Raw genomic sequence first — 12,254 nt, 5'->3', positions numbered from 1 at the left:
TGGGTTGCCTCCGATGAGATGGGTCGACCCCGCCCGGGCGACTGCCCGGCGGGGACCTCTACGGCGGCGAGTCCGCACACTCGCTGCGGTTCCTGCTGGGCAATCCTACGAGCGGGCCCCCCGCGCGGCACCCGGTTACCCGCCCACTCGCCTCCGGGGCGCTCCGCCCCGGGGTGGACCGGGCGTCAGGAGGGGCTGTTGATCAGCTGGTCGATCGCCGCGTCGGCGTCCTTGGTGGCCTGGTCGACGGACTTGCCCTTGAGGATCGCGGCCAGCATGTCGGGGATGATCTTCTGCTTCTCGACCGCGCCCCAGCCGGGGGCCAGCGGGGTGAACCAGGCGTCCGGGACGGCGTTGGCCGCGGCGGCGGTGGTGGGCTTGTTCTTCAGCGGGTTCAGCTGGTTGAGGTTGTTCGGCAGGATGTCCTTGTCGGCCAACGCCTGTTCGGACTTGGTACTGGTGAACATCCGGACCCAGTCGGTGGCCAGTGCCGCCGACGGGGACTTGGCGGTGACGGCGAGGTCGGAGCCGCCGATGAAGGTGGGCAGCGGTTTGCCGTCCGGGCCGGGCATGGTGGCGACCTTGACGCTGTCCTTGAGGCTCGCGTCGCCGGTGCCGGGCGCGACCACGCTGGCCGCCTCGTAGCCGTTGCCGTAGAAGGACGCGGCGTGGCCGCGCGCCATCGCCTCGTACTGGTTCTGCTCGTTCTGCGTCAGGTCGCCCTTGTTGTACTTGCGGACGAGGTCGGCGAAGTGGCTGATGCCCTGCTGGGACTTGGCGTCGTGCAGGGTGCCGTGCCAGTTGCCGGAGCTGTCGAACTTGGCGATGCTGCCGCCGTACGCGGCCACGTAGCTCATCGCGGCGTACCAGTACGGGCCGGGCAGGTAGAGCGGGGAGAAGGTCCTGTCCGACTTGTTCTTGTCGGCGATCTTGTCCAGGGCGGTCAGCAGGTCGCCCTCGGTCTTGGGGAACTCCGGGCTGCCGGTGGCCTGTTGGAAGGCGGCCGAGTTGTAGACGGCGACCCGGGCGCCCGCGTAGTACGGCACGCACCACAGCTTGTCCTGGTAGGTGCAGGTGTTGGCGAGCGCCTTGATCCAGCTGTCGGAGTTGTCGAAGGTGGTGCGGTCCACCGGGGCCAGCGCGCCGGAGAGCACGTACTTCATCGTCTCGGTGTTGCCGAGCTCGACCACGTCGGGGGCGCTGCCGTCGGCGAGGGCCTTGTCGAGCTTGCCGACCTTGTCGGCCCAACCCTGGTAGACCAGCTTGAGGTTGGCCTTGGGGTACTTCGCCGCGAACTCGTCGTTGACCCGCTGGACCAGGTCCGGCCAGTTCTTCTGGGCGTCGTCCATCAGCCAGACGGTGACGGTGCCGGTGGCGGCCTTCGGGTCGGCGGAGGCGCCCTGGCCGTCCCCCGAGGGTGATCCGGACGAGGAACAGGCCGTCAGTGCGACGGCCAGCGCCGTGATCCCGAACGTGGACATGAGCTGACGCTTCATCACGTCATTCTCCGAGGTGCTAGAGCGAAGGGTGATGCCGGAGGGAATGGAGTGGACTTTGGCCTAGACCAAAGGCGGTGTCAACGGCCAACCGCCTTTATTGCCAAGGCCGTTGCAGAGCCGTTGTGTCTCATGGCGATCAGTCGTCGACCTGTCACCCTCAGTAGGACTTAATGTCGATTTAAGGCTGGCTTGAGGGAACACGGTCACAGGGCGAACGCCCAGGTCGACGCCGGGTGAACGGAACGGGCCCGCCATGCGACATGCGCATGACGGGCCCGTCGGCCGACGTCCCCCGGACCCGGCCGGTGACTCCCCTCCCCCGGTCTCAGCCGATCGCTCCCGGCTGCCCGGTGAGCACCTCCACGGCCGCCAGCCCGCAGACCCGGGCGGCGCCGTGGGTGGCGATGTACAGCGCGCCGACCGGCTCGGACTGAGGCAGCCCCATCTCCACCACGGCGGCGTCCGACCGGGCCGCCACCAGGCGGGCCAGCGCGGCGGCCATCCAGGCGTGCCGGTGGGCGTCCCGGACCACCAGCACCAGGCGGCGGCCCTCCGCCGCGGCCACCAGCTCGGCGACCAGCGCCTCCAGCAGCTCCGGCGCGGCCTCGGCCGCCGACACCGCACGGGTGCGGGTGCCGGGGAAGCGGTCGGCCAGCATCCCGGCCACGCCCCACGGGGTCACGTCGCCGACCGCGATGTTCGGCTCGTCCGAGAACGAGGCCACGTACGGGCGCTCGCTCACCGGCAGCACCTCGCGGCCCGGCGCCCGGACCACCTTCAGCGCCCGGCGCGCGGCCCGCAGGCCCACCGCGAGGTCCGGTTCGGCCTGCTCGCCCTGGGCCGCGATCCGGCCCCAACTGCCCAGCGCCCGGACCCGGTCGGCGGCGTCCGCCAGCCGCTCCTCGGTGAGCCGGCCGGAGCGCACGCCCGCCACGATGGCGTCGCGCAGCATCAGCACGGTCTCCTCGTCGGCCAGCCCGCCACCGACGCAGATCGCGTCCGCGCCGGCCGCCAGCGCCAGCACGGTGCCCTCGCCCATCCCGAAGGTGTCGGCGATGGCGCCCATCTCGATCGCGTCGCTGACGATCAGGCCCTGGTAGCCGAGGCCGCCGTCGGCCGGGGCGGCGCGCAGCAGGTCGCGCAGCACGGTCGGGCTCAGGGTGGCGGGCAGCTTCGGGTCCAGCGCCGGGACCATGATGTGGGCGGTCATCACGGCCTTGGTGCCGGCCGCGATCGCGGCCTGGAACGGGACCAGGTCACGGGCGCGCAGCACGTCCAGGTCGACGTCGATGACCGGCAGGCCGTGGTGCGAGTCCACCGCGGTGTCGCCGTGCCCGGGGAAGTGCTTGGAGCAGGCGGCCACGCCGGCCGACTGGAGGCCCTCCACCCAGGCGGCGGTGTGCCGGGCGCACAGTTCCGGGTCGGCGCCGAAGGAGCGGACGCCGATGACCGGGTTGCGCGGGTTGGAGTTGACGTCCGCGGTGGGCGCCCAGTTGTAGTTGACGCCGGCCGCGGCCAGCGCCCGGCCCAGCTCCCGGGCGACGTCCCGGGTCAGCGCCGGGTCGTCGATCGCGCCGAGGGCGAGGTTGCCCGGCCAGGAGGAGCCGGAGCCGGCCTCCAGCCGGGTGACGTCGCCGCTCTCCTCGTCGATCGCGATCAGGAGGTCGGGGTTCTCCGCGCGCAGCGCACCGGTCAGCGCGGAGAGCTGGTCGAGGTCGACCACGTTGCGGTCGAACAGCGCGACCGAGCCGAGCCCGGCGGCCAGGTGGCGGCGCAGCCAGGCGGGCGGCTCGGTGCCGACGAAGCCGGGCTGCAGGACGGTCAGGGCGTCCCGGTGGAGCTGGTCGCTGTCCGGGACGGTGGGTACGAGGATGCTCACGGTGGTCAGCCCTTCACGGCGCCGTCGGTCAGACCACCGACCGCCTTGCGCTGCAGGAAGATGAACAGGATCAGCACGGGGACGGCGAACATGGTGGAGGCCGCCATGGTCGCGCCCCAGTCGTTCCCGAAGGCGGTCTTGAACGAGGACAGCCACAGCGGGAGGGTCTTGCCCTGCTCCTTGTTCAGCCACAGGACGAGCGGGAACTCGTTCCAGGCCGTGATGAAGCCGAACAGCGAGGTCGACATCAGGCCGGGGGCCAGCAGCGGGAAGATCACCTTCACGAAGGCCTGGGTGCGGGTGCAGCCGTCCACCATGGCCGACTCCTCCAGCTCCTTCGGCACCGCGGCGATGAAGCCGCGCAGCGTCCAGATGGTGAAGGGCAGGATCATCATCATGTAGAAGAACGTCAACGGCACCAGGCTGTTCAGCATGTCGTTGTCGCGGGTGATGATGTAGGCACCGACGGTCATGACCTCCCAGGGGGCCATCTGCGCCAGCATGATGACCAGCACGAAGGTCTTGCGGCCGCGGAACTTCATCCGGGCGATGGCGAAGGACGCCAGGGTCGCGATCACCAGCGAGATCACCACCGCGCCGACGGTGACGGTGACGCTGTTGGTGACGTACGTCCAGAAGTTCTCGGCGTTCACCGCGGTGGTGAAGTGCTGGAAGGTCCCGTCGAAGGGGATGAAGACCGGGGTCTTGCTGATGATGTCGCGGTCCTGCTTGAAGGCGGTCGCGATCATCCAGTAGACGGGGAAGATGAAGAAGACGATGAGGACGACCGCGATCACGTTCGGCCAGGTACGTCCGAAGAGAGAGCGCCTCACAGCTCGTCCTCCTGCTTGATCATGATGCGGAAGTAGTAGGCCATCAGCGCGCCCAGCATCAGGATGGTGAGCACCGCGATCGCGGCGCCGACGCCGTAGTGCTGGCTGCCCTGGCCCTCCAGGAAGGCGTGCACCGGCAGGGTGCGGGTCAGCTTCTCCGGGCCGCCGCCGTTGATCGCGTAGACCTGGGTGAAGGACTTGAACACCCAGATGACCTCCAGGAAGGTCGTGGCCAGGAAGAACGGCTTGAGGTTGGGGAAGATCACCGAGGTGAAGATCTTCGAGGAGCCGGCGCCGTCCATCCGGGCGGCCTCGTACAGCTCCTTGGGGATGGTCGTCAGACCGGCGTACATGTTGAACGCCACGAACGGGATGGACTGCCAGACGATCAGCAGGATGACGACGAAGAAGGTCGAGTACTCATCGCTCATCCAGTTGTAGTTGGCCATCGAGTGCCAACCCAGCTTGTCCAGGCCCCAGTTGACGACGCCCCACTGCTCGTCGAACAGCCAGGTGTAGACGGTGGTCGCGGCGACCACCGGCATGGCCCAGGCCATCAGCAGCGCGACCGACAGGGCCAGGCGCATCTTCTTGCCGAGGATGTTCAGCAGCAGGCCGATCAGGGTGCCGCCGATCATGATCAGCACCACGTTGACCAGGGTGAAGACGACGGTGCGCCCGGTGACCGCCCAGAACTCCGGGTCGGTCAGCTGCTCCTTGTAGTTGTCGAACCCCGTCCACTCGGTGAGGTGCATGACCAGCTGGCGCCGGTTGAGGTTCTGGAACGACAGCAGGATCGTCTTGACCAGCGGCCAGCCCAGCAGGGCGATGGTCGCCAGGGTGGCCGGCAGCAGCAGCAGGTACGGGGCGAGGCGTGAGCCCAGGCCGGGACCGCCCGCCGATCTGGTGCGCTTCGGCGCGGCGCCCTCGGCCCCGCCGCCGGCGGCACTGGTGTCAATCTCGGCCACGGCAGCCTTCCCTGACTCCGGGGACTGTGTCTGCACCCGATCCGAATGCACAGCCATCGTTCTCACTTCCTCACAACCCGGCCACGACGGACGGGCGCCGCCCACCGACCCCCCGCCGGGGGCCGGTGAGCGACGCCGCTCAATGCCTTAGTTCTTCTCGTTGAGCCGCTTGGCGATCTCGTCGTCGTACTTCTTCGCGGTGGCCGCGTAGTCGCCGCCCTGGAGGGCCGCGGTCAGGAAGTCCTTGATCGGGTTCGGCTTGTTCTCGACGCTGGCCCAGTTCGGGGTGTTCGGGGTGATCCCGCCGACCGCGGTGGCGGTCTGGGCGGCCTTGGCGAAGTCGCCGGTGAGCTGGCTGTTCAGGGCCGGCCTGTTCGGGATGTTGCCGGCCGCGGCGACCAGGCCCTCGTTCTTGTCGTTGAGGGCGATCTTCAGGAAGTCCTTCGCCATGGCGGTGTTCTTGCTCTGCGCGGCGATCGCGAGGTTCGAGCCGCCGATGAAGACGCCGGAGGGCTTGTCGGCGGTCTTGCCCGGGAGCGGGAAGAAGCCGATCTTGTCCTTGGCCATGTCCTTCTCGTCCGGGAGCTCCCAGCCGAGGGCGATCATGGTGCCGACGTTGCCCTTGGCGAAGACGTCCTTCTGCTGCGGGGTGGCCTCGTCCTTGTCCTTCGGACCGGTGAGCGAGTGGCTCTGCAGCGCCTTGTAGGTCTCGAAGGCCTTCTGCGCCTCGGGGGACTCCAGGCCGCCGACCCACTTGCCGCCCTCCTGCTTGGCGATCTTGCCGCCCTCGCCGGTGAGGAGGCCGAAGTAGGTGTACCACTCCTGGCCGGGCAGGTAGATCGGGTCGACGACGCCCGGGGTGGTCTTCAGCTTGTCCAGGTCGGCGTAGAACTCGTCCAGGGTCTTCGGCGCGTCGGTCAGGCCGGCGGCCTTCCAGAGGTCCTTGTTGTAGGCGACCACGCGGTTGGAGACCCACCACGGGGCGGCGTACTGCTTGCCGTCCAGCATCGCGGCCTCGTTCTGGTTGGCGGCCCAAGCGTCGCCACCCAGCGCGGACTTGTCCTTGGTGATGTCCAGCAGACCGCCCGAGGCGGCGTAGCCGGCGGTCTGGGTGTTGCCCAGCTCCAGGACGTCGACCGAGCCCTCGGACAGCGCGGCGGTGACCTTCGGGCCGATGTCGGTCCACTCCTGGGTCTGGAAGTCGACCTTCGAACCCGGGTAGGTGGTCTCGAACTCGGTCTTGACCGCGTCGGTCCAGCCCTTGGGGGCGGAGCCGGTCATGGTCCACACCTTGAGCGTCTTGCCCTTGTACTTGTCGGCGGCCGAGGAGGAGGACGACGAGGAGTCGTCCTTCTTGCCGTCCGAGCTACAAGCCGCCAGGCCGACGACCATTGCTGCGACGCCGACCGCCGCGATGAGCTGACGCTTCACGCCATCCTCCTGAGGGATGCCTGGGTTCTACCCCCGTCGGGCGGCAGCGGCAGACCCACGCAAGGCGGGAGGAAAGGTGCCGCGGACCCCTTCGAACGGGTGGGGGGATTCATCGATACCGGCCTAGTGGTGTAGACCAGATGCCTGGAGCTTGGCCTAGACCAATGGGCCTGTCAACGGCTGTTCGACGGATCTCGACCACCCGTTATCAAGCCGACACCGCACATCGTTCATCGCGTGATGAGGTATTCGTTCCGCAGCCATACATGCAACGATGTGGTCCGTTAACGATGTGGCGGGGCGGTAAAAGGCCCCGCGAGAAGCGGGAGAACAGGTCCGATGAGCAGCGACGGGGGATCCACCGCCCAGGTCAACGACCCCGAGGTGAAGAACCTCCCGACGCAGGCCGGCGTCGACCCGACCGCGCGCGTCCCCAAGTACTACGGCCTCAAGCGCCACCTCCTCCAGCTCACCGAGACCCAGCCCGCGGGCACCCCGGTCCCGCCCGAGCGGGCGCTGGCCGCCCAGTTCGACACCTCGCGCACCACCGTGCGCCAGGCCCTCCAGGAACTGGTGGTCGAAGGCCGGCTGGAGCGCATCCAGGGCAAGGGCACCTTCGTGGCCAAGCCCAAGGTCGCCCAGGCGCTGCAACTCACCTCCTACACGGAGGACATGCGCGCCCAGGGCCTGGAGCCCACCTCCCGGCTGATCGAGATCGGCTACATCACCGCCGACGACCGGCTCGCCCCGCTGCTCGACATCAAGCCCGGCGGCCGGGTGCTGCGGATCGAGCGGCTGCGGCTGGCCAACGGCGACCCGATGGCCATCGAGGTCGCCCACCTCTCCGCCAAGCGCTTCCCCGCCCTGCGGCGCAACCTCGCCAAGCACAACTCGCTGTACGCGGCGCTGCGCGAGGTCTACGGGGTCACCGTGGCCGAGGCCGAGGAGACCATCGAGACCACCCTCGCCAACCCGCGCGAGGCCGGCCTGCTCGGCTCCGACCTGGGCCTGCCGATGCTGCAGCTGTCCCGGCACTCCTTCGACGGGGACGGCGACCCGGTCGAATGGGTGCGCTCCATCTACCGCGGCGACCGCTACAAGTTCATCACCCGGCTCAAGCGCCCCGAGTAGGCGCACGCCCCTCCGGCACCACGGGCACCGGCGCGCGCGACCCGCGCGCCGGTGCCCGTTGCCGTTCCCGCCCGGAGGCGAGCAGGCGATCGGCCGACGGGCACGCCCGTCCGGATGGCGGAAAGTTGCGTCATATCGGGTGACATGGATCACCCCATGCTCTAGATTGCGCAGCCGTACTGACTGCCGATCACCGATGGTGCTGCCCGGCGGGCTCACGGGGGTGCCGGTCGCCCCCGGGGCTGCGGCGCCGACGGGTGGAACCCTCCGGAGCGGAGCAGAAGATGCCGTCTGATGAAGCACCCAACGAAGCTGTCATGCCCGAGCCAGCCGGGAGTCCCGTCCCGGCCGTGACCCCCGAGCGGGTGCTCGCCGGACTCGCCCTGCTCGTGCCGATCGTCGCGATGCTCTGGGTCTCCTCCTACGACAAGGCCGACCCTGCGGTGGGCGGGATGCCGTTCTTCTACTGGTACCAGCTGCTCTGGGTGCCGGCCTCGGCCGTCTTCACGGTCGCCGCCTACCTGCTGATCAACCGGGACGAGAAGGCCCGCAAGGCGGCCCGGAACGGCGGTGCGCGATGAAGGACGTCAACGTGCCGGCCCTCGCGGTCTTCGTGCTGTTCTTCCTGCTGGTCACCGTGATGGGCTTCCTCGCCTCCCGCTGGCGCCGCGCCGACGACGCGGCCCACCTGGACGAGTGGGGCCTGGGCGGGCGCAGCTTCGGGACCTGGGTGACCTGGTTCCTGCTCGGCGGCGACCTCTACACCGCCTACACCTTCGTGGCCGTCCCGGCGGCGGTGTACGCGACCGGCGCGGCCGGCTTCTTCGCGGTGCCGTACACGATCATCGCCTACCCGCTGGTCTTCCTGTTCCTGCCCCGGCTCTGGTCGGTCTCCCGGGTGCACGGCTACGTGACCCCGGCCGACTTCGTCCGCGGCCGGTACGGCTCCCGGCCGCTGTCCCTGGTCATCGCGCTGACCGGGATCCTGGCCACCATGCCGTACATCGCGCTGCAGCTGGTCGGCATCCAGGCGGTGCTGGACGTGCTCGGCCTCGGCGGCGGGGCGAACGCCAACTGGTTCGTCAAGGACCTGCCGCTGTTCCTCGCCTTCGGCGTGCTGGCCGCGTACACCTACTCCTCCGGGCTGCGCGCCCCGGCGCTGATCGCCTTCGTCAAGGACGCCCTGGTCTACATCGTGATCATCGTCGCGGTGATCTACATCCCGATCCGCCTGGGCGGCTACGGGCACATCTTCGACGCGGCCGCGGCGCACTTCAAGGCGGCCAAGGCCGGCGGGCTGACCCTCCCCGAGAACAAGCAGTGGACCTACGCCACGCTGGGGATCGGCTCGGCGATGGCACTGTTCATGTACCCGCACTCGGTGACCGGCGTGCTGGCCTCCAAGTCCCGCAACACCGTGCGCCGCAACATGGCGATCATGCCCGCCTACTCGCTGATGCTCGGGCTGCTGGCGCTGCTCGGCTTCATGGCGATCGCGGCGGGCGTGGGCAGCGGCGTCAAGGGCTACAACTCCCAGCTGTCGGTGCCGCAGCTGTTCGCGAACATGTTCCCGGACTGGTTCACCGGCGTGGCCTTCGCCGCGATCGGGATCGGCGCACTGGTGCCGGCCGCCATCATGTCCATCGCGGCGGCCAACCTGTTCACCCGCAACGTCTACAAGGAGTGGCTCAAGCCCGCCGCCACCCCGGCCGACGAGACCCGGGTCGCCAAGCTGGTCTCGCTGCTGGTCAAGGTCGGCGCGCTGGTCTTCGTGCTCGGCATGGACAAGCAGGCCGCGATCAACCTCCAGCTGCTGGGCGGCCTGTGGATCCTGCAGACCTTCGTGGCCATCGTCGGCGGCCTGTTCACCCGCTGGTTCCACCACTGGGCGCTGTTCGCCGGCTGGGCGGCCGGCATGGGCTACGGCACCTGGACGGCGTACGGGCTGGCCAGCCCGGCCACCAAGCACTTCGGCGGGAACGCGGCCGAGATCCCCGGCATCGGCGAGCTCGGCTACATCGGCCTGACCGCCTTCGTGCTCAACCTGGCCGTCGCGGTGGTGCTCACCCTGGTGCTGCGGGCCCTCAAGGCGCCCGACGGCCCGGACGAGACCAAGCCCTCCGACTACAGCGCCGAGTCCGGCGAGGACGAGCGGGAGAACGCGCCGGAGCCCGTAGCGGCGCACTGATTGGCCGTGCGCGCGCCCTGTGATCGCGCCGCCTTCTCCGTGAACACTGGAGGAGGCGGCGCGATCATATGTATGAACAGGCGTGCACGCCGGGCACCACCAGACCGGACCGGCATCCGGCCGGAACCTGATCGACCCACGGGGAGCTCGCGGCCATGGCAGAACTCGGCACCACCCTCAACGGCCAACACCAGTCCACCCAGAGCCCGCACCAGACCACCCAGAGCCCGCACCACCACCACGTCACCACCCACCGCCCGGCGACGGCCACCCGGCTGCCGTCCGTGCTGGTCGCCACCCGGCACGGCGAGTCCACCGCCAACGTCGAGTTCCAGCTGGCCGAGGCGGCCGGCGCGCTCAGCGTCCCGATCAGCTGCCGCGACGCCGACATCCCGCTGTCCCTGCGCGGCCAGCAGCAGGCCCAGGCGCTCGGCCGCTGGTGGGCCGCGCTGCCCAGCGCCGACCGCCCGCGCAGCGTCTGGTGCTCGCCGTACGTGCGCACCGCCGAGACCGCCCGGATCGCGCTCGCCCAGGCCGCCGGGCTCGGCGCGGTGCCCGTCACCCTGGCCGTGCGCTACGACGAGCGGCTGCGCGACCGCGAACTCGGCGTCCTGGAGATGCTTCCGAAGGCCGCCATCGAGGCCAAGCACCCGGAGGAGGCCGCCCGGCGGCGCAAGATGGGCGAGCTGTACTACCGCCCGCCCGGCGGCGAGTCCTGGGCCGACGTCGCCCTGCGGGTGCGCAGCCTGCTGCGGGACGTCTGCGAGGAGGACGCCGGCCGGCCCGTCCTGCTGGTCGCCCACGACTGCACGGTGCTGATGCTGCGCTACGCGCTGGACCGGCTCACCGAACAGCAGCTCACCGCGCTCGGGCCGGTGCACAACTGCTCCACCAGCCTGTGGCGGGCCCAGGACGGGCGACTGCGGCCGGACCGCTGGAACGGCGTCGACCACCTGGCACTCGAAGGGAACTGACGGACGGTCAGCTCACGGCGGTCGCCGCGACGGACGGCCAGTTCACGGCAGTCGCCGCCGTCAGCCCGCCGCCGGGTCGGCGAAGCCGCGCCGGTAGGCCAGCGGCGTGGTGCCCAGCCGGCGGCCGAAGTGGTGCCGCAGCGCCGCCGCGTTGCCGAAGCCGCAGCGGGCGGCGATCGCGTCCACCGACTCGGTGGTCGACTCCAGCAGCCGCTGGGCCAGCAGCACCCGCTGCCCCACCAGCCAGCGGTGCGGGGTGGTGCCGGTCTCCTGCTGGAAGCGCCGGGCGAAGGTGCGCGGTGACATGTGCGCCCGGGCGGCCAGCTGCTCGACGCTCGCCTCCTGGTCCGGGTGGTGGCGCATCCAGTCCAGCAGCGGGGCCAGCGAGTCGCCGCCGCCCTCCGGCAGCGGGCGGTTCACGAACTGCGCCTGCCCGCCCTCCCGGTGCGGCGCGACCACCATCCGGCGGGCGATCGCCCGGGCCACCTCGGCGCCCTGCAGCTTGCGCACCAGGTGCAGGCAGGCGTCGATGCCGGCCGCCGTACCGGCCGAGGTGATCACCGGGTCGTCGTCCACGTACAGCACGTCCGGCTCCACCACCGTCTCCGGGAAGCGCCCGGCCAGTTCGTCGCTGTACCGCCAGTGGGTGGTGGAGCGGCGGCCGTCCAGCAGCCCGGCGGCGCCCAGCACGAAGGCGCCGCTGCAGATGGACAGCACCCGGCCGCCGCGCGCCACCACCCCGCGCAGCGCCGCCAGCAGCGGCTCCGGGTACTCGCCGCGGATGTCCGAGGCGGTGACCACCACCAGGTCCGCGGCGGCGAGCCGCTCCGGGCCGTACGGGACGTCCACCGCGAACCCGGAGTGGGTGGCGTGCGGCCCGGGACGGGCTCCGGCCAGCGCGAAGTCGTACCCGGGCAGCCCGTCCGCGGTGCGGTCCAGGCCGAACACCTCGCAGGCGACGCCCAGTTCGAAGGGGTGGACCTCCTCCAGGACCACCGTGACCACGTTCCTCAGCATGCCGCCCAGGATGCCCCGCCCGGCCGGGCGCCGGGAAGGCCCCGGGTGGCAGGATTTCGAGGCAACCCGGCGTTCCTGCCACTCGTGGGGCCCGGCACCGCCCGGCCACAGTGGTGGCCATGGAACCCGGCACCCTCGCAAGCGCACTCGGCCTGGTCGGCGCCGTCGGCGGCTTCGGCCTGCTCGGCGGCCTGATCGGCCGCGAGCTCTCCCGCGGCCCCGCCGCCGGCCGCGACAACTACCACCGCCCCGGCGGCTACCCCGCCGACCCGCACCGCGCCGACCGGCTGCACGGCACCCCGACCACCGCCCCGGCGACCCCCGCGACCCCCGC

10 protein-coding genes are annotated in these 12,254 nt (G+C 70.6%); 4 read left to right on the top strand and 6 right to left on the bottom strand.

Annotation, left to right across the window (positions count from 1 at the left end; translation table 11 throughout):
- Nucleotides 1-185 precede the first annotated feature (185 nt).
- The 5 genes from ACFVXG_RS37120 to ACFVXG_RS37100 form a co-directional block, all read right to left on the bottom strand.
- Complete coding sequence (locus ACFVXG_RS37120; RefSeq protein WP_387934225.1) at nt 186-1,496, bottom strand: extracellular solute-binding protein; 1,311 nt, start codon at nt 1,494-1,496, stop codon at nt 186-188.
- A 328-nt stretch (nt 1,497-1,824) separates the two neighbouring features.
- Nucleotides 1,825-3,378: a glycoside hydrolase family 3 protein gene (locus ACFVXG_RS37115; RefSeq protein ID WP_387934223.1), complete on the bottom strand. Its 1,554-nt coding sequence runs from the start codon at nt 3,376-3,378 to the stop codon at nt 1,825-1,827.
- Between the two features lie 5 nt (nt 3,379-3,383).
- Nucleotides 3,384-4,211 carry a carbohydrate ABC transporter permease gene (locus tag ACFVXG_RS37110; RefSeq protein WP_387934221.1) on the bottom strand — a complete coding sequence of 276 codons (828 nt, stop codon included), beginning with the start codon at nt 4,209-4,211 and terminating at the stop codon, nt 3,384-3,386.
- The gene (locus tag ACFVXG_RS37105) at nt 4,208-5,236 is read right to left on the bottom strand and encodes a carbohydrate ABC transporter permease (RefSeq protein ID WP_387934219.1); all 1,029 of its coding nucleotides are present in this window, start codon (nt 5,234-5,236) and stop codon (nt 4,208-4,210) included. Before ACFVXG_RS37105 ends, ACFVXG_RS37110 begins: the two co-directional genes overlap by 4 nt.
- Before the next feature lie 90 nt (nt 5,237-5,326).
- A complete protein-coding gene (locus tag ACFVXG_RS37100; RefSeq protein WP_387934217.1) occupies nt 5,327-6,610 on the bottom strand; it encodes an extracellular solute-binding protein in 1,284 nt (427 codons plus the stop codon).
- Nucleotides 6,611-6,949: 339 nt separating this feature from the next.
- On the opposite strand from ACFVXG_RS37100, the gene ACFVXG_RS37095 reads away from it, so the two are divergent.
- The 4 genes from ACFVXG_RS37095 to ACFVXG_RS37080 all read left to right on the top strand — a co-directional run bounded on the left by ACFVXG_RS37095 (nt 6,950) and on the right by ACFVXG_RS37080 (nt 10,903).
- On the top strand, nt 6,950-7,741 hold the full coding sequence (locus ACFVXG_RS37095) for a GntR family transcriptional regulator (RefSeq protein ID WP_387934216.1): 792 nt from the start codon (nt 6,950-6,952) through the stop codon (nt 7,739-7,741).
- A gap of 317 nt (nt 7,742-8,058) precedes the next feature.
- The gene (locus tag ACFVXG_RS37090) at nt 8,059-8,322 is read left to right on the top strand and encodes a DUF3311 domain-containing protein (RefSeq protein WP_350504448.1); all 264 of its coding nucleotides are present in this window, start codon (nt 8,059-8,061) and stop codon (nt 8,320-8,322) included.
- Nucleotides 8,319-9,929: a monocarboxylate uptake permease MctP gene (gene mctP, locus ACFVXG_RS37085; protein WP_387934214.1), complete on the top strand. Its 1,611-nt coding sequence runs from the start codon at nt 8,319-8,321 to the stop codon at nt 9,927-9,929. The genes ACFVXG_RS37090 and mctP overlap by 4 nt, the downstream gene beginning before the upstream one ends.
- A gap of 155 nt (nt 9,930-10,084) precedes the next feature.
- Nucleotides 10,085-10,903 (top strand): histidine phosphatase family protein, encoded by an 819-nt coding sequence (locus ACFVXG_RS37080; protein WP_387934212.1) that lies wholly within the window; start codon nt 10,085-10,087, stop codon nt 10,901-10,903.
- Nucleotides 10,904-10,963: 60 nt separating this feature from the next.
- Here ACFVXG_RS37080 and ACFVXG_RS37075 read toward each other — a convergent pair whose 3' ends face one another.
- Entirely contained in the window at nt 10,964-11,920 is a 957-nt protein-coding gene (locus ACFVXG_RS37075; RefSeq protein WP_387934210.1) for a helix-turn-helix domain-containing protein, read from the bottom strand.
- Nucleotides 11,921-12,254 lie beyond the last annotated feature (334 nt).

Source organism: Kitasatospora sp. NPDC058162 (assembly GCF_042884005.1).
In the GTDB taxonomy this organism is placed as follows: domain Bacteria; phylum Actinomycetota; class Actinomycetes; order Streptomycetales; family Streptomycetaceae; genus Kitasatospora.
This window is presented reverse-complemented; position numbering and strand designations above follow the sequence as displayed.

Excerpts from the sequence above, each read along its gene's own strand:
- ACFVXG_RS37120 (WP_387934225.1), bottom strand. The coding sequence starts at position 1,496 with ATGAAGCGTCAGCTCATGTCCACGTTCGGGATCACGGCGCTGGCCGTC.
- ACFVXG_RS37105 (WP_387934219.1), bottom strand. The coding sequence starts at position 5,236 with ATGGCTGTGCATTCGGATCGGGTGCAGACACAGTCCCCGGAGTCAGGG.
- ACFVXG_RS37095 (WP_387934216.1), top strand. The coding sequence starts at position 6,950 with ATGAGCAGCGACGGGGGATCCACCGCCCAGGTCAACGACCCCGAGGTG.
- ACFVXG_RS37090 (WP_350504448.1), top strand. The coding sequence starts at position 8,059 with ATGCCCGAGCCAGCCGGGAGTCCCGTCCCGGCCGTGACCCCCGAGCGG.
- mctP (WP_387934214.1), top strand. The coding sequence starts at position 8,319 with ATGAAGGACGTCAACGTGCCGGCCCTCGCGGTCTTCGTGCTGTTCTTC.
- ACFVXG_RS37080 (WP_387934212.1), top strand. The coding sequence starts at position 10,085 with ATGGCAGAACTCGGCACCACCCTCAACGGCCAACACCAGTCCACCCAG.
- ACFVXG_RS37075 (WP_387934210.1), bottom strand. The coding sequence starts at position 11,920 with ATGCTGAGGAACGTGGTCACGGTGGTCCTGGAGGAGGTCCACCCCTTC.